At 64.9% G+C, this 16,244-nt stretch carries 16 protein-coding genes and 1 other RNA gene; 9 read left to right on the top strand and 8 right to left on the bottom strand.

The features are described from left to right. Positions 1 to 116 precede the first annotated feature (116 nt). The gene (gene def / locus Q2M23_RS36455; RefSeq protein ID WP_038385628.1) at positions 117 to 644 is read right to left on the bottom strand and encodes a peptide deformylase; all 528 of its coding nucleotides are present in this window, start codon (positions 642 to 644) and stop codon (positions 117 to 119) included. A 170-nt stretch (positions 645 to 814) separates the two neighbouring features. Here def and Q2M23_RS36450 point away from each other — a divergent pair, with 170 nt between their 5' ends. After that, positions 815 to 2,032 carry a DNA recombination protein RmuC gene (locus Q2M23_RS36450; protein ID WP_316398618.1) on the top strand — a complete coding sequence of 406 codons (1,218 nt, stop codon included), beginning with the start codon at positions 815 to 817 and terminating at the stop codon, positions 2,030 to 2,032. Positions 2,033 to 2,219: 187 nt separating this feature from the next. After that, positions 2,220 to 3,590, top strand: coding sequence for an AmpG family muropeptide MFS transporter (locus tag Q2M23_RS36445; RefSeq protein ID WP_316398617.1), 1,371 nt, complete (start codon positions 2,220 to 2,222; stop codon positions 3,588 to 3,590). Positions 3,591 to 3,716: 126 nt separating this feature from the next. On the opposite strand, the gene Q2M23_RS36440 is transcribed toward Q2M23_RS36445, so the two are convergent. From Q2M23_RS36440 to ffs, 5 genes are all read right to left on the bottom strand, one after another. Further along, positions 3,717 to 4,160: a hypothetical protein gene (locus Q2M23_RS36440; RefSeq protein WP_410469811.1), complete on the bottom strand. Its 444-nt coding sequence runs from the start codon at positions 4,158 to 4,160 to the stop codon at positions 3,717 to 3,719. A 147-nt stretch (positions 4,161 to 4,307) separates the two neighbouring features. Beyond that, the gene (gene recR / locus Q2M23_RS36435) at positions 4,308 to 4,913 is read right to left on the bottom strand and encodes a recombination mediator RecR (RefSeq protein WP_316398616.1); all 606 of its coding nucleotides are present in this window, start codon (positions 4,911 to 4,913) and stop codon (positions 4,308 to 4,310) included. Further along, positions 4,914 to 5,234 (bottom strand): YbaB/EbfC family nucleoid-associated protein, encoded by a 321-nt coding sequence (locus tag Q2M23_RS36430; RefSeq protein ID WP_028335943.1) that lies wholly within the window; start codon positions 5,232 to 5,234, stop codon positions 4,914 to 4,916. A 23-nt stretch (positions 5,235 to 5,257) separates the two neighbouring features. Continuing rightward, positions 5,258 to 7,111: a DNA polymerase III subunit gamma/tau gene (locus tag Q2M23_RS36425; RefSeq protein WP_316398613.1), complete on the bottom strand. Its 1,854-nt coding sequence runs from the start codon at positions 7,109 to 7,111 to the stop codon at positions 5,258 to 5,260. A 112-nt stretch (positions 7,112 to 7,223) separates the two neighbouring features. Further along, positions 7,224 to 7,320: signal recognition particle sRNA small type (ffs, locus tag Q2M23_RS36420), an RNA gene on the bottom strand. A gap of 111 nt (positions 7,321 to 7,431) precedes the next feature. Between ffs and Q2M23_RS36415 the strand changes: the two genes are divergently transcribed. The 6 genes from Q2M23_RS36415 to Q2M23_RS36390 all read left to right on the top strand — a co-directional run bounded on the left by Q2M23_RS36415 (position 7,432) and on the right by Q2M23_RS36390 (position 12,332). Continuing rightward, positions 7,432 to 7,851, top strand: a complete 420-nt coding sequence (locus Q2M23_RS36415) for an HIT domain-containing protein (protein WP_253588645.1) — start codon at positions 7,432 to 7,434, stop codon at positions 7,849 to 7,851. 7 nt (positions 7,852 to 7,858) lie between these two features. Further along, positions 7,859 to 8,809, top strand: a complete 951-nt coding sequence (gene nudC, locus Q2M23_RS36410; protein ID WP_316398612.1) for an NAD(+) diphosphatase — start codon at positions 7,859 to 7,861, stop codon at positions 8,807 to 8,809. Positions 8,810 to 8,887: 78 nt separating this feature from the next. Further along, entirely contained in the window at positions 8,888 to 9,835 is a 948-nt protein-coding gene (locus Q2M23_RS36405) for a sugar kinase (protein WP_038385636.1), read from the top strand. Between the two features lie 76 nt (positions 9,836 to 9,911). Continuing rightward, the gene (locus Q2M23_RS36400) at positions 9,912 to 10,412 is read left to right on the top strand and encodes an Lrp/AsnC family transcriptional regulator (RefSeq protein ID WP_016848075.1); all 501 of its coding nucleotides are present in this window, start codon (positions 9,912 to 9,914) and stop codon (positions 10,410 to 10,412) included. A 167-nt stretch (positions 10,413 to 10,579) separates the two neighbouring features. Next, a complete protein-coding gene (locus Q2M23_RS36395) occupies positions 10,580 to 10,885 on the top strand; it encodes a hypothetical protein (RefSeq protein ID WP_316398611.1) in 306 nt (101 codons plus the stop codon). Continuing rightward, entirely contained in the window at positions 10,866 to 12,332 is a 1,467-nt protein-coding gene (locus tag Q2M23_RS36390) for a methyl-accepting chemotaxis protein (protein WP_316398610.1), read from the top strand. Before Q2M23_RS36395 ends, Q2M23_RS36390 begins: the two co-directional genes overlap by 20 nt. A 120-nt stretch (positions 12,333 to 12,452) precedes the next feature. Here Q2M23_RS36390 and Q2M23_RS36385 read toward each other — a convergent pair whose 3' ends face one another. Beyond that, positions 12,453 to 13,952 (bottom strand): phosphomannomutase/phosphoglucomutase, encoded by a 1,500-nt coding sequence (locus Q2M23_RS36385; RefSeq protein WP_316398609.1) that lies wholly within the window; start codon positions 13,950 to 13,952, stop codon positions 12,453 to 12,455. 444 nt (positions 13,953 to 14,396) lie between these two features. Between Q2M23_RS36385 and Q2M23_RS36380 the strand changes: the two genes are divergently transcribed. Beyond that, on the top strand, positions 14,397 to 15,101 hold the full coding sequence (locus Q2M23_RS36380; RefSeq protein ID WP_316398608.1) for a hypothetical protein: 705 nt from the start codon (positions 14,397 to 14,399) through the stop codon (positions 15,099 to 15,101). A gap of 515 nt (positions 15,102 to 15,616) precedes the next feature. Here the strand turns inward: Q2M23_RS36380 and Q2M23_RS36375 are convergent. Next, on the bottom strand, positions 15,617 to 16,117 hold the full coding sequence (locus tag Q2M23_RS36375; protein ID WP_316398627.1) for a TIGR02281 family clan AA aspartic protease: 501 nt from the start codon (positions 16,115 to 16,117) through the stop codon (positions 15,617 to 15,619). Between the last annotated feature and the right edge of the window lie 127 nt (positions 16,118 to 16,244).

Here is a 16,244-nt window from a genome sequence, read left to right as displayed (position 1 = left end):
GCGAAGCGCGTCTTCGCACAAGAAGCCCCGGGCATCCACGTTTTCGGCGACAGCGAAGCAAGACGTGGATGGCCGGGTCAAGCCCGGCCATGACGCGTCCGGGAAAGCGACCGCGCCTACTCCGCCGCGCGCTTGGCGGCCTTCTCGAATTTCTTGAACACGCGGTCGCGCTTCAGTTTCGACAGATAATCCACGAACAGCACGCCGTTGAGATGATCGATTTCGTGCTGGATGCAGGTGGCGTAGAGCCCTTCCGCATCCTCCTCATGCACCGTGCCGTCGAGATCGGTGAATCGCACGCGCACCCGCGCCGGCCGCTCGACCTCCTCGTAATATTCGGGTATCGACAGGCAGCCCTCTTCGTACACCGACAGTTCTTCCGAACGCGCAATGATCTCCGGATTGATGAAGACGCGCGGCTTCGCCGTGGTCTCGCCGTTCTCGTCGCGCTTGGCGAGATCCATGGTGATCAGCCGCAGCGGCTGCGCGACCTGAATCGCCGCGAGCCCAATGCCGGGCGCGTCATACATGGTCTCGAGCATGTCGTCGGCCAGCTTGCGGATCTCCGGCGTCACCTTCTCGATCGGTTTCGACACCAGCCGCAACTGCTTGTCCGGCAGGATGATAATTTCTCTTAATGCCATGGCGGCGATTTAAGCTGCTGACTTCATGGGGTCAATGCGCTCAGGAACCCGTTAGGACAACGTTAACCACGTTTCTTCACTCCGCATTAACCCGGAAAATCAGGGATGCATTTGCCATAACCGTTCCCTCTTCGTTCGCGCCGGGCCGCGAATCGGCTACAACTGCCGGCATGAACGAGATTCTCCTCACGATTGGCGACCTTCCCGTCCGTGTCTCCGACGCCTTGATCGGCCTTGGGGCGCTGGCGCTGATCCTGCTGTTCGCCATTGCGGTGGTGATCGCACGCGCCAGCCGGCGCGGCGCGGAACTCGCAATGGCCCAGGCCATCCGCGCCGAAGAGCTGGAGGAGCGCCTCGCCGACATGCTGCGGGCCCAGAGCGAATCCTCCGGGCGGGTCGATGCCAAGGTTGATACTATGGCGCAGGCGCTGGCCGGCCGCCAGGCCGAGATGGCCCGGGCCGTCAACGAGCGGCTCGATTCGGTGACCCACCGGGTCGGCCAGTCGATGGAGCAATCGACCCGCAACACGATGGATTCGCTGCGCGTGCTGCATGAGCGGCTCGGCATCATCGACCACGCGCACAAGAACCTCAACGAGCTCACCACCCAGGTGACGACGCTGCGCGACGTGCTCGCCAACAAGCAATCGCGCGGCGCCTTCGGCCAGGCGCGGATGGAGGCGATCGTCCAGGACGGCATGCCGAAGGGCTCGTTCGAGTTCCAGTACACGCTGACGTCGGGCAAGCGGCCGGACTGCGTGGTGTTTCTGCCCGACCAGCGCCCGCTCTGCATCGACGCGAAATTCCCGCTCGAGGCCATGACCGCGCTGCACGATGCGCGCAGCGACGAGGAGCGCAAATTCGCCAGCCAGCGGCTGCGCGCCGACGTGCTGAAGCATGTCAGCGACATCGCGGAGAAGTACCTGATCCCTGGCGAGACCCAGGACACCGCGCTGATGTTCGTGCCGTCGGAATCGGTCTATGCCGAGATCCATGACGGCTTCGACGACGTGATCCAGAAGGCCTATCGCGCGCGCGTCGTGCTGGTATCGCCCTCGCTCTTGATGCTGGCGATCCAGGTGATGCAGCAGATCCTGAAGGACGCCCGCATCCGCGACGCCGCCGACCAGATCCGCAACGAGGTGATGCATCTCGGCGACGACCTCGGCCGCCTGCGCGATCGCGTGCTCAAGCTGCAGACCCATTTCGGCCAGGTGAACGAGGACGTCAGGCAGATCCTGATCTCCGCCGACAAGATCGAGAAACGCGCCGGCCGGATCGAGGAACTCGACTTCAGCAAGTCCGAGACCCCGATCGAGGTCCCCCGCTTCGTCAAGCCCGCCCCCGACCTGTTCCCCGCCCCGCGCAAGCTGCAGGCAGGGGAGTAGCCACCTCGCCCCGCTTGCGGGGAGAGGTCGAAATTCGCGCATCGCGCGAATTTCGGGTGAGGGGGAGCTTCCGCACATTGCACCCGTCATAATTCGCTGAGAAAGCCCCTCACCCCAACCCTCTCCCCGCGAAAGAGCGGGGAGAGGGAGCCAAGGCAGCTGCGGTCGAATCTGCTAACAGAGGGACATGACCGCGCCCGAAGTGACCGCGACCCAATCGGAAAAGAATCCCCCCGCCGCCACCTCCTGGCGCGACAGTTTTGCGGTGTATCTGCAGCCGCGGGTGCTGATCGTGCTGCTGCTGGGCTTCTCCTCGGGGCTGCCGCTGGCACTGTCGGGCTCGACGCTGCAGGTCTGGATGAAGGAGGCCGGGGTCGATCTCGGCACCATCGGGCTGCTGGCGCTGATCGGCACGCCCTACACGCTGAAATTCCTCTGGGCGCCGCTGGTCGACGCGCTGCATGTTCCGCTGTTCACGCAGATGTTCGGCCGCCGCCGCGGCTGGCTGCTGTTCTCGCAGCTGCTGCTGATCGCGGCGATCCTGGTGCTGGCGTTGGCCGATCCGGCGCGATCGCCGTGGTTCGCGGCCTTCGCCGCGCTGCTGGTCGCAACCGCATCGTCGACGCAGGACATCGTGGTCGATGCCTTCCGCGTCGAAAGCCTGCCTGAAAGCGAGCAGGCCGCCGGCATGGCGTCCTATGTCGCGGCCTACCGCGTCGGCATGCTGGTCTCGACCGCAGGCGCGCTGTTCATCGTCAGCGGCTTCGAGTCCGCTGGCCTCGTGCGCCTGTCGGCCTGGATGTGGGGCTATGTGGTGATGGCCGCGCTGGTCGTGATCGGCATCGTCACCGCGCTTGCGGCGACCGAGCCGACGCAATCGAAGGGCGCGGAGGCGGCGACGCATGCGCAGAACCCGGCCGAACGCGTGCTACATGCCGCGCTCGGCGCGTTCTCCGAGTTCCTCAGCCGCAAGGACGCCTTCGCGGCGCTCGCCTTTGTGGTGCTGTTCAAGTTCACCGACGCGTTTTCAGGCACCATGACCGCGCCGTTCGTGATCGACATCGGCTTTTCCAAGGTCGATTACGCGGCGATCGTGAAAGGCGTCGGCCTTGCCGCGACCCTGATCGGCGGCTTTGCCGGCGGCTTCGTGGCGCGGCGCTATTCGCTCGCGACTAGCCTCTGGATCGGCGGCGTGCTGCAGGCGGTCGCCAATCTCTCATTCTCCTGGCTCGCCCATGTCGGCGTCGATCAATGGGCGCTCGCGCTTGCGATCACCGCGGAGAATTTCACCAGCGCGATCGGCACCGTGATCTTCGTCGCCTATTTGTCGGCGCTGTGCCGCAATCCGCTGCACACCGCGACCCAGTACGCGCTGCTCACGGCGCTCGCCGCGGTCGGCCGCACCTATCTGTCGTCAGGCGCCGGTTATGTCGCCAAGGCCGTCGGCTGGCAGATGTTCTTCGTGATCTGCGTGCTGGTCGCGATCCCGAGCCTGATCCTGCTCGCCTGGCTGCAGCGGCGCGGGCATTTCGACGAGCTGGGGCCGGTCAGGGTCTAGCTCCCCTGTCATCACCCGGCTTGACCGGGAGATCCAGTATTCCAGAGGCGTTCGTGATTCGGTGGAGAAGCCGCGGCGTACTGGATCGCCCGGTCTAGCCGGGCGATGGCACCGAAGTTGGGGTGACTACTTCGCCACCACGCTCCACTTGGTGACGATGGCTTCGCTCATCTCGCCGGCATCCTTGGCGCAGGCGACTTCGTCGACCTTCACCGAGATTTCCTTGCCGGAGAGGCTTTTGAGCTGCGCGGCCTGGGCGTCGTCGGTCGGAATCAGCTGGAAGGTTTCCGGCCCGGTCTCGAGATTGCACAGACCGTTCGGCGGCGGCAGCCGGCGCGGCTCGCTGGTGATCTGGTAGGTCGCGACGCGCTTGCCGCGGTTCTTGGCGTCACGCACCTTCATGACGCCGAGCTCTCCCGACAGCACGTCGCCGGCGTGGATCATCTTGCCGGGCTTCTGCGGGGCGTCGGCCTGCTGCGCGAGCGCGCAAGGCGCGGCGAACGTTGCCGTCAGAAGCGCAAAGCCCAAACGTACGCCGAACAAGCGTACGCCGAATCGGTGTGCCGTCATTGTCAGTGGTTCCGTATCTTGATTCGTCAGAGCGTGAATGACCGTCCCCGAATCGGCATCCACCCTACCATTTTGTTTCGGTGCGATCTTTTCGGATTGTGACCGATCGCTTGGCGCCTGACGCGCGCTCGGCGCCAGCATCGCGCGCTAGAACAGCGTCCGCTGCCGCATGGCTGCAGATAGCGTACCTTCATCGAGGTAATCAAGCTCTCCGCCGACCGGCACGCCATGCGCCAGCCGCGTCACCCGCACATTGGCCTCCGACAACAGGTCGGTGATGTAATGCGCGGTGGTCTGGCCATCGACGGTCGCATTGAGCGCCAAAATGATCTCGCTGACCTCGGGCGCATGCGCACGCGCCACCAGCTGATCGATGGTGAGATCCTGTGGACCGACGCCGTCGAGCGGCGACAGCGTCGCGCCGAGCACGTGATAGCGGCCATTGGTCGCATTGGCGCGTTCCAGCGCCCAGAGGTCGGCGACGTCCGCGACCACGACGATGATCGAGGGATCGCGGCGCGGATCCGTGCACACGGTGCAGGGGTTTTGTGTATCGATGTTTCCGCAGGTCTTGCAGACCTGGATCTTGTCGATCGCGACCTGCAGCGTCGCGGTCAGCGGCGTCATCAGGGCTTCGCGCTTCTTGATCAGATGCAGCGCCGCGCGCCGCGCCGAACGGGGCCCGAGCCCGGGCAGCCGCGCTAGCAACTGGATCAGGCGTTCAATCTCGGGGCCGGCAACGCTTGCAGCCATTTAAGTCGGACCAAATCCCGGCGGCAGGCCGAGCCCGCCGGTGAGCGCCATCATCTTCTCCTGCATCGCGGTCTCGGCCTTGCGGCGTGCATCGCCATGCGCGGTGACCAGGAGATCCTCGAGCACCTCGCGTTCCTCCGGCTTCATCAGCGACGGATCGATCTTGATGCCCTTCACTTCCATCTTGGCGGTCATGCGCACCGTGACCAGGCCGCCGCCGGAGATGCCTTCGACCTCGACATTGCCGAGCTGTTCCTGCATCTCCTGCATCTTGGATTGCAGCTGCGCTGCCTGCTTCATCATGCCGAGAAAATCAGCCATGCGTGCGTCCCTATAGCCAAATATCAATCGTCGTCGCTGTCGGAAGTTTCAATCGGGTCTTCGCCTGACGCATCCGAAACCGGAACCTCGGCGGCAAGGCGGCGAACCTCGACCACCTTGGTGCCGGGGAAGCGCGCCAGCACCTCCTGCACGCGCGGATCGGCCTCGGCGGCGCGCTGGTGCTCGCTGCGCGCCAGTTCGTTCTGCGAGCGCACCGTGGGCTGGCCGGCCTCGTTGGAGATGATCACGGTCCAGCGCCGCCCGGTCCATAGTTCGAGCTTGCGCGACAGATCGGTGACCAGCGCGCGCTGCGCCTTCGGCTCGAGGGCGATCTCGAGTTGGCCGTCCTCGATGCGCACCAGCCGCACATCGGCTTCCAGCGCACTCTTCATCATGATGTCGCGCTTCTCGCCGGCGAGCGCGATCAGTTGCGGAAAGCTTGATATCCGCAGCGCCGGCGCGGCATCGGCGACCGGCGCTGCCATCTGCGGACGCGCGGCGAGATCGCCGCGCGGCGCGGCCTGCGGCGTGCGCACCGGCGCCGACGGCATGGCCGACATCGCCGAGCTCGGTGCGCCGCGTGACGGTGACGACGCGGCGGAACCCGACGCCGCGGGCGCCGCGCCGCCGCCATTCTGCTCGATCATCCGGATCACCTCGTCCGGCGTCGGCAGATCGGCGACATAGGCGATCCGCACCAGCACCATCTCGGCCGCGGCGGCCGGGCGCGTCGCGGTCTGCACCTCGGCGATGCCCTTGAGCAGCATCTGCCACATCCGCGACAGCACCCGCATCGACAGCTTGGCGGCGAACTCGCGCGCCCGCACCCGCTCGGTCTCGCCGAACGCAACATTGTCGGCCGTCCCCGGCACGAACTTCACGCGGGTGACGAAATTGACGAACTCGGCAAGGTCAGACAGCACCACGACCGGATCGGCGCCGACGTCATATTGCGCGCGGAATTCGGCGAAGGCGGCGGCGATATCGCCGCGCGCCAGCTGTTCGAACAGATCGATCACGCGGGTGCGGTCGGCGAGGCCGAGCATCTGCCTGACCGCGTCGGCCTTCACGTCGCCCGCGGCATGCGCGATCGCCTGGTCGAACAGCGACAGCGAATCGCGCACCGATCCCTCGGCCGCCCGCGCGATGATGCCGAGCGCCTCGGGCTCGACCTCGACACCTTCCTTGGCCGCGATGTTGCCGAGATGCTTCATCAGCACGTCGGCTTCGACGCGGCGCAGGTCGAAGCGCTGGCAGCGCGACAGCACCGTAATCGGAACCTTGCGGATTTCGGTGGTGGCGAACACGAACTTGGCGTGCTCCGGCGGCTCCTCCAGCGTCTTCAGGAAGGCGTTGAAGGCCGCCGTCGACAGCATGTGGACTTCGTCGATGATGTAGACCTTGTAGCGTGCGCTGGCCGGCGCGTAGCGCACGCTGTCATTGATCTGGCGGACATCGTCGACGCCGGTGTGGGAGGCGGCGTCCATCTCCAGCACGTCCATGTGCCGGCTTTCCATGATCGCCTGGCAGTGGATGCCGAGGTCCGGCATGTGGATGGTCGGCCCCTGCACCGAGCCGTCCGGCTTGGCGTAGTTCAAGGCGCGGGCGAGGATGCGCGCGGTGGTGGTCTTGCCGACCCCGCGGACGCCGGTGAGGATCCAGGCCTGCGGAATTCGCCCGGTCTCGAACGCGTTCGAGACGGTGCGCACCATGGCCTCCTGGCCGATCAGGTCCTCGAAGCTGGTGGGGCGGTATTTGCGGGCAAGAACGCGGTAGGGTTTTGCGGCGTCCGGCGCGCCACCGAGATCGAAACCGCCGTCAAGGGTGCCTTTGCCTGCGCCGTCGGACGGATGGGAGGGGTCGCCAGCGTCATTCATGCATCGATCCGCAACTTGGGAATTGTCTCTTCAGCCGGCGTGCGGATAGGAGCCAAAATCGAGCGCCGGGCGCGGAGACCGCCATTCCAGCGCGATTCGCTCGGAAAAACAGGTAGGAGACTGACGAGCGACCCGATCCGGACCTCGTTAGGGCTGCTTCCTTCCGGACCTGACCCGGTTGGCGAGTGGCTCGTCCACCGCCAATCTCCCGGTCCCTATTTGGGGCCAAAACCGCCGGAAAGCAAGCGGCCTGACCCGGCTTTGTAAGGCTGGCTTTGCGGGGCTTGTCTGGGAACACGGAAAGGCATTATTTGCCCCCCATGCCCGCCTCCAATTGGTCGCTGCATTCGCAGCTCAAGAAAGACACCATCGACATCGGCGACCTGCCGCTGTGCAAGGTGCTCGTCATCAAGGATGCGCATTATCCGTGGCTGCTGCTGGTGCCGCGGCGCGACGGCGCGGTCGAGATCATCGACCTCGACGAGGTCGCGCAAGCGCAGCTGATGACGGAAATCACCCGCGTCTCGCGGGCCCTGAAAGAGGTCACCAAGTGCGACAAGCTGAATGTCGCCGCGCTCGGCAACCTCGTCCCGCAGCTGCACGTCCACATCATCGCGCGCCGCACCAGCGACGCTGCATGGCCGCGTCCCGTTTGGGGCGTGATGCCGCCGCTGGCGCATGACGCCGAGGAAGTGCAGAATTTCATCAGCGCGCTTCGCCGCAAGATCTGGTTGGGTTGAACATTCAATGTCTGCATTCGATTCATTTCCGCTCGGCCAGCCGGCCTTCGTCACCCACGTGCTGGACCGCGCCGCGCATCTGCGCACCAACGACGAGAAGCTGTTCGCGCTGGAAGGCCACCGCGAGGCTAGAGCCTATGTGATCTATCGCGACTCGCTGGTCGTGAAGCAGGAGGACGGCAGCGCCCGCGCGCTGCTGTCGCTGGAGGAAGCCCGCAGCTACGGCGCCAATCCCGGCACGATCTTCCTGGGGCTGCGCAACGCCGCGCCGATCTTCGGCATGGGGATCGCGCCGCAGGCGGCCGAGAAGCTGGTCGGACGCGCCGACGTCGCGATCACCGAATTGCGCGGCATGGCGATGCAGGGCGTGGTGCCGCCCGAGCAGCTCTCGGCCATCGCGATGGCGAAATCGATGGTGACCTGGCATCAGCGCCACGGCTTCTGTCCGAACTGCGGCACCCGCACCGCGATGAAGGACGGCGGCTGGAAGCGCGAATGCCCGAGCTGCAAGGCCGAGCACTTTCCGCGCACCGACCCGGTGGTGATCATGCTGGTCACGTATGGCGACAAGGTGCTGCTGGGACGGCAGAAGCAGTTCATGCCCGGCATGTATTCCTGCCTCGCCGGGTTCGTGGAGGCCGCCGAGACCATCGAGGACGCCGTGCGGCGCGAGATTTTCGAGGAGTCCGGCATCCGCTGCACCGACGTCAATTACTACATGACGCAGCCCTGGCCCTATCCGTCATCGCTGATGATCGGCTGCACCGCGCGCGCGACCAACGAGGACATCGTGGTCGACCGCACCGAGCTGGAAGATGCGCGCTGGTTCGACCATGCCGAGGCGTCGCTGATGCTGAAGCGCCAGCATCCCGAAGGGCTCGCCGGCCCGCATCCGTTCGCGATTGCCCATCATCTGCTCGGCCGCTGGGTGCATCACCAGAACCCGTTGGACAAATAGCGGGAACCGGACATCGTTCTGCCGATTAAAGCTGGACACAGTTCTGGCAGTAACGGAACCATTGCGACGGATCCCCGCATGAATTTTCAGAACGGCGCCCCGAAAGTCCCGCCCCGCATCCTCTGCATCGGCCTGCCGGTGCGCGACCTGACCTTTCGCGTCAGCGTTCCGGCGCGCGGCTCCAAGGAGAACGCGACGCATTTCGACGAGATCTGCGGCGGCAATGCGCTGAACGCCGCCATCGGCATCGTCCGCTTGGGCGGGCGCGCTTCGATCTGCGGACCGATGGGCGATTCGCAGGAGACCTCGAGCCGCTACATCTTCGACAAGCTCGCCCAGGAAGGCATCGAGACCAATCATCTGATCCACATGCCGAACCTCGTCACCCCGATCTCGGCGATCATGATCGACGACAGCGGCGAGCGCACCATCGTCACCTTCCGCGATCCGGAGCTCTGGAAGGTCAAGCTGCCGCCGACCGAACTCTTGCTGGAGGATTGCGCGGCGATCCTGACCGAGAGCCGCTGCGCGCCGTTCTGCACCGAGCTTTGCGCCGAGGCGGTCAAGCGCGGTATCCCCGTGGTGGTCGACGTCGACCGCGCGATGTCGATGCGGGAGGGGCTGCTCACCGCCTCCTCCCACCTGGTGTTCTCCAGCGAGCCGCTGCAGGAGACCGCCGACGTCACCGACGACGGCCAGGCGCTGCACAAGCTCGCCAAGCTCACCCCCTCCTTCCTGGCCGGCACCCGCGGGCCGATGGGCACGATCTGGCTCAACGAGAACGGCGAGCTCGAGGAAACCCCGGCCTTCCCGGTCCATACCGTCGACACGCTCGGGGCCGGCGACGTGTTCCACGGGGCCTTCGCCCTCGCCATCACCGAGAAACAGCCGCTACGGGACGCGCTCCGCTTCGCCTCGGCCGCTGCAGCGCTGAAATGCACCCGCTTCGGGGGTGCTTATGCCGCACCGCAACGTACTGAAGTTGAAGAGTTTTTGGGTCAGCACGCCGACGCCAAGCCAGCCTGAGCCGCCACGAATCGCTTGATTTGGAAGATTCTTCTCTATATGAGGGATATTGAACCTCCATATGGAACTTTCTTCTATGACCGATGTCGCCATTCAGCTTCATGACAACAGCCGCCGCCTCGATGCGATCGATCGCAAGATTCTAACCGTGCTGCAGGAGGATGCGTCGCTCTCCGTCGCCGAGATCGGCGACCGGGTCGGCCTGTCGTCGACGCCGTGCTGGAAGCGCATCCAGCGGCTGGAGGCCGACGGCGTGATCCTGCGCCGCGTGGCGCTGGTCGACCAGAACAAGATCGGCCTCGGGATTTCGGTGTTCGTCTCGGTCGAGAGCGCCGACCATTCGGAAGCCTGGCTGCGCAAATTCGCCGACGCCGTCAGCGCCATGCCCGAGGTGATGGAGTTCTACCGGATGGCCGGCGACGTCGACTACATGCTGCGCGTCGTGGTCGCGGACATGCAGGCCTACGACGTCTTCTACAAGAAGCTGATCAGTGCCGTGCCGCTGAAGAACGTCACCTCGCGCTTCGCGATGGAGAAGATCAAGTCGGTGACGGCGCTGCCGGTGCCCGCGGCGTAAGCGCCGCCGCACAACCCCACACGAGACGTCGATACGCTCCCAGGTAGTTCGCCTGTTCGGCATTTACCTGAAGTTAGCGCCGGCAGCGGTATCCTGCTGCGATGGAGCCGGGGGAGATCATCCCAGCGAGACGACGGCCTGCTTGGCTGGGCGCGGCCGCATTGCTGATGGCGAGCTGGATCGCGGTCGCAACGCTGTCGCTAAAGGTGCGTGCGGGCAGCGACGTGGTGGCCGTGGCCTTTCCGCCATGGTGGCGCGCCGAGCGCGCGCTGCTGGCCGCCGCAGCCGCCAATGCGTCGATCGTTCGGATGACCGCGATCCCGGCCCTGCTGGTGGTGCGGCCTGACCGCAATGGAGGGCTGGGCCGGCTGTACGAGGCCGGCGCCTTGCTGACCATGGATCCGCAGGCGATCGCCGGCTGCTTCGGGGCGGATGACGATCTGGGGGTTGGGGATGACCTTCGAAGGCGATGAAATGGCCGCGCTGCGCGAGACGACGAGCAAGATCCTGCTCGTGGTGCTGTGGCTGCACGTTCCGATCGCGATCATCGTCGGCATCACGCTGCACACCGACTGGCTGATGCCGGCTGGCTTCATGGTCGCGATGGCGCTGGCCGCGACATTGTCGTGGCGCGTATCGGGGAATGGCGTTTCAACCCGCCTGATCGTTGCCGTGGCCCTGATGGCCGGCGTGTCGATGCTGGTCTACCAGTTCGCCGGCCACCGCTGGCAGGTCGACATGCACATGTATTTCTTCGCCGCGCTGGCGTGCCTCGTCGCCTATTGTGACTATCGGCCGATCGTCGCCGGCACTTTGGCGGTTGCCCTGCACCACCTGACGCTGAATTTCATCCTGCCGGCCGCGATCTATCCCGGCGGCGCCGATTTCGGTCGCGTCGTTCTCCACGCCGTGATCCTGCTGATCGAGGCCGGCGTGCTGATCTGGCTCGCGCACACGCTTGCCGAACTGTTCAGGACGTCGGCGCTGAAGGCGGCGGAGGCCGAGGCCGCCGGTGCCGCCGAGGCGCGCGCCAACGCCGAGCGCATCGAGGCCGAACGCGCCAAGCACGATCGCGATGCCGCGCGGCGCGAGCTCGCCGCCGGCTTCGAGCGCAAGATCGGCGAGGTCGTCGAGGCCGTCGCGGTGGCGGCCGGCGCGATGCAGGACCTGTCGGCAACGATGAACGGCAGCAACGCGGAAACCATCCGCCAGGCCACCGCCGCCGCCTCCGCATCGACGCTGGCCTCGAGCAATGTGGAAACCGTCGCGTCCGCGACCGAGGAGCTGACGGCCTCGATCAGCAACATCGCCGAGCAGGTGACGCGCTCGGCGCGGATCGCCGCCAAGGCCGCCGACGAGGCACGCCGCACCAACAGCGTCGTCGAAGGCCTTGCCGCCGGCACGCAGAAGATCGGCGAGGTGGTGACGTTGATCCAGAGCATCGCCAGCCAGACCAATCTGCTCGCCCTGAACGCCACCATCGAAGCGGCGCGCGCCGGCGAGCATGGCCGCGGTTTCGCCGTGGTCGCAAGCGAGGTCAAGGCACTGGCCAACCAGACCGCCAAGGCGACCGAGGAGATCTCGGCCCAGATCCAGGATATCCAGAGCGCGACCGGCGCGGCCGTCAGCGCGATCGGGACCATCGGGTCCACGATCGCGGAGATCGACCACGTCTCCGGCGAGATCGCGGCCGCCGTCGATCAGCAGGGCGCGGCGACCCGCGAGATCTCCAGCAATCTGCAGCAGGCCGCCGATCGCACGCGGGATGTCAACAAGGGCATCCTGAACGTCAACCGCGCCTCCGAACAGGCCGGCAGCGCGACCGCACAACTGCTCGATGCGGCCAACGGCCTGTCGTCGCAATCGGAGTGGCTGAAGACCGAGCTGGACCGCTTCCTGGCCTCGCTGCGGGCGGCGTGAAGCTGCGGACACCGACCGTCGCACGCTGGCTTGACCCGCGTGCCCATCGATTTTCAAGAAAGCTTTTCCGAGATGGATTGCCGGGTCAAGCCCGGCAATGACGACCCAGGAGCACCCAGCTCAAATCTTCTGATTATACTCGCCGACCTCGGGATGCGTGCGCAGCACGGCATCCATCGCCTCGAACATGTCGTGCATGCGCCGCTCGCTGACCGGGCTTTCCACCACGACCACGAGCTCCGGCTTGTTCGAGGACGCGCGCACCAGGCCCCAGCTGCCGTCGTCGACCGTGACGCGCACGCCATTGACGGTGACGAGGTCGCGGATGTTCTGGCCCGCGACCTTCCCGCCCTGCTGCTGCAACGCCTCGAAGTGCTTCACGACAGCGTCGACGACGCCGTACTTCGCCTCGTCGGCGCAATGCGGCGACATCGTCGGCGACGACCAGGTCTTCGGCAGCGCGTCCTTCAGGTCGGCCATCGACTTGCCGGGGGCGCGGTCGAGCATTTCGCAGATCGCGATCGCCGACACCAGGCCGTCGTCATAACCGCGGCCGAACGGCTTGTTGAAGAAGAAGTGGCCCGACTTCTCGAAGCCGGCGAGCGCGCCCAGCTCATTGGTGCGCCGCTTCATGTAGGAATGGCCGGTCTTCCAGTAGACCGTCTTCGCGCCCTGCTTCCGCAAGACGGGATCGGTCACGAACAGCCCGGTCGACTTCACGTCGACGACGAACTGCGCGTTGGCGTTGATCGCCGACATGTCGCGCGCCAGCATGACGCCGACCTTGTCGGCAAAGATCTCCTCGCCGGTGTTGTCGACCACGCCGCAGCGGTCGCCGTCGCCGTCGAAGCCGAGGCCGACATCGGCCTTGTGCGCCAGCACCGCATCGCGGATCGCGTGCAGCATCTCCATGTCTTCGGGGTTCGGATTGTATTTCGGGAAGGTGTGATCGAGCTCGGTGTCGAGCGGGATCACATCGCAACCGATCGCCTCCAGCACCTGCGGCGCGAACGCGCCCGCGGTGCCGTTGCCGCAGGCCGCGACGACCTTCAGCCTGCGCTTCAGCTTCGGCCGGCTGGTGAGGTCGGCGATGTAGCGCGCCGGATAATTCTCGTGGAATTGATAGGAGCCGCCGGCCGTGTTGTTGAATTCGGCGTTGAGCACGATTGCCTTCAGCCGCGACATCTCGTCAGGACCGAAGGTGAGCGGACGGTTGGCGCCCATCTTGACGCCGGTCCAGCCATTGTCGTTGTGCGAGGCGGTGACCATGGCGACGCAGGGCACGTCGAGATCGAACTGCGCGAAATAGGCCATCGGCGTCACCGCGAGCCCGATGTCATGCACCTTGCAGCCCGCCGCCATCAGCCCCGAGATCAGCGCGTATTTGATCGAGGCGGAATAGCCGCGGAAATCGTGACCGGTGACGATCTCCTGGCGGATGCCGAGCTCCGCGATCAGCGCGCCGAGCCCCATGCCCAGCGCCTGCACGCCCATCAGGTTGATTTCCTTGTTGAACAGCCAGCGCGCGTCGTACTCGCGAAACCCGGTCGGCTTCACCATCGGCTCGGATTCGAAGGCATAGGTGTTCGGAACCAGCGCGGATTTCGGCTTGGGAAACATGGTTCGGCCTTATGGTCGTATGCAGAAAAACATCGTCGCAGCCTTTAGCGAATGCGCGGGCCGGGCGAAAGCAGAGACTGGGGCTGGTGGCTAATAATTGCGCCAGATTTGGCGTCGGCCAATACTTGCACGCCGGCGCAATACGCCGCGCTGTTGCGCCCTACGCGCTGCTTGACCGCTAATCGCTCCGACCCAGCAGCGCGCCGAAATCGGCCACCGCAGCGAGCCGAACTGGCTGACGGCCAAGGCCGCCCCCGCCGACAGGCGGGCGTCCGGCGAAGACGATTTGCAAGCCGAACCGGAAGCGACACTTCCGCGCCATTGCGCAAGCCATCCTTCGAGCACTTGGCTTCAAACATCTAAAGCCAACCCAGCCCTCTCCGCGAGGTGCGGTCACGCGCGGGCTCCCCCGAAGGTGTCCGCAATATCTGTAGGTGATTGATGATGCCTGATTACTCTCTGGTGCCGGTGGACCATCAGCCGGATTTCGATGACTACTCGCTCGTTCCCGTTGACCACGACCCGTTCGCCGCGGATGGCGTAACTCAACAGGCGCAGATTCAGCAGCCGCCGACATCGACTCAACTAACGCAGCCACAGCCGCAAACCCAGCCGCAACAGCCTGCGACAGCAGCCGGTCAGCCCGGCGTCAACGGGCCGGCGACTGGCAACAGCCCCAGCGGATCGGGTGGCGTCGCTGGCATCAAGCGCTTTGGCGGCGCCGAAGGTGGCGACTTTCCGAGCCGCAATGCGGGGATCGGTTTCGAGAGCGCGGAGCGCGCATGGGACGCTGCCCGTAAGGAAATGATAGACCTTGGTGCCCAATATTACCCGGAAGAGACCAAGAGCAGGGGTTTTATCACGGAACTGGGCGTGGAAATTCATAAGCGCGGCGGACTATATTACTACGATCAGATAGCGCGCGGATTCCAAGACGGAGCGCTGGGCGGTGGTGTGGGGTTTGGCGACAGCGGTGCGGTGGCACGTCGGCACATGCACTGGGATGATCAGCACGAGATTGATGGAGATCTAGACAATGCGAAGGCTTATTCGCAGAAAACTCCGGATTATCGAGCGTGGGTTGGATCTTGGGATGGGAGCTATCTGTATTGGCTTCACGGCAAGCCAATCGGGGTCGAGAATGCCTGATTGGAATCGATACAAATATTGAGTCATGCCGATGAAAATGTTCGTGCTCGCCGGAGCCTTATGCCTTCTGCTCGCCAATTCAACGGTATGCAAGGCAAACTCGGGCCCCTGGTGTAAGCTGGATGTCGTGACTTTGGCTTTCAAAAATCAACAAAGCGGGATCTTGCGAAGATCGAACTTCGCACCCTCAAGGCAGTTTGCGACCGAAACCCGGAAAAGAAAGGGTTTGGGGTAGGCTTGGAACGGTCGATGCGCATTGAACACAATGGGCAATGGATTGATGTGCCGAAAGATGTCGACGACCCGCCCGGCTATATCAGAGAGTGCAGTAGGGATTTACAGTGAGGACGCCGGGAGATCGGCGCGACGCTCTGCGAAAGCGCCTAAGGTCTGACGTTGCCCGCGAACGTCTGGCGCAAATGCCGCGCCGTCGCGAGGATCGACTCGATTGCCCTCTCATTCCCAAAATGTGAACAAGCAGCGCCCTGAATTCCCTCGCAGTGCGAAAGTGCGGCCTATTGCTCCAGCAACAATTTACCGTTGGCATATTCGAAGCGCTTCAGCTTCGACAGGAAGGACAGGCCGAGCAGGTTTTCCGACAGCGCCTCGTCGGGCAGCACCAGGGCATCGACGTCGCGCACGGTGAGGCCGCCGATCTCGATCATGGCGATGCGGGCGCGCGCGGCCTTGATGGTGCCGTTGGCAGTGGTGACGCGCGAGGTGTAATCGCCCGGCACCGGACGCAGGCCGAAGCGTGCCGCGGACGTTTCGTTCAGGGCTACCACCGAGGCGCCAGTGTCGACCATGAAGTTGATGCGCTGGCCGTCGATCCGGCCGTCGGTCGCGAAATGACCGCGAGGATCGGGCGCAATACTGAGCGTGCGGGCGCTGGCCTGCGCCACCGTGACGGCTGGGGCCATGATCTGCTTTGTGGTGGTCGCGGCGGCGGGCGACATCTTGCTGGCCATCTGAGCCATGAAGGTGCCCAGCCCGATCAGGATGGCCGCGAAAATCATCAGGTTACGCATGACACCATACTCGGAAAACCGAACACGCAATTTCACCACGCCGCCCGCCCCGCCGCGAGCGAGGGCGGCGGCACGAGCCTGCCATTTTGGCGAAAAGGATGAGCGAAGGGTTAAT

The organism is Bradyrhizobium sp. 33ap4, from assembly GCF_032654765.1.
Taxonomy (GTDB): domain Bacteria; phylum Pseudomonadota; class Alphaproteobacteria; order Rhizobiales; family Xanthobacteraceae; genus Bradyrhizobium; species Bradyrhizobium australafricanum.
This window is presented reverse-complemented; position numbering and strand designations above follow the sequence as displayed.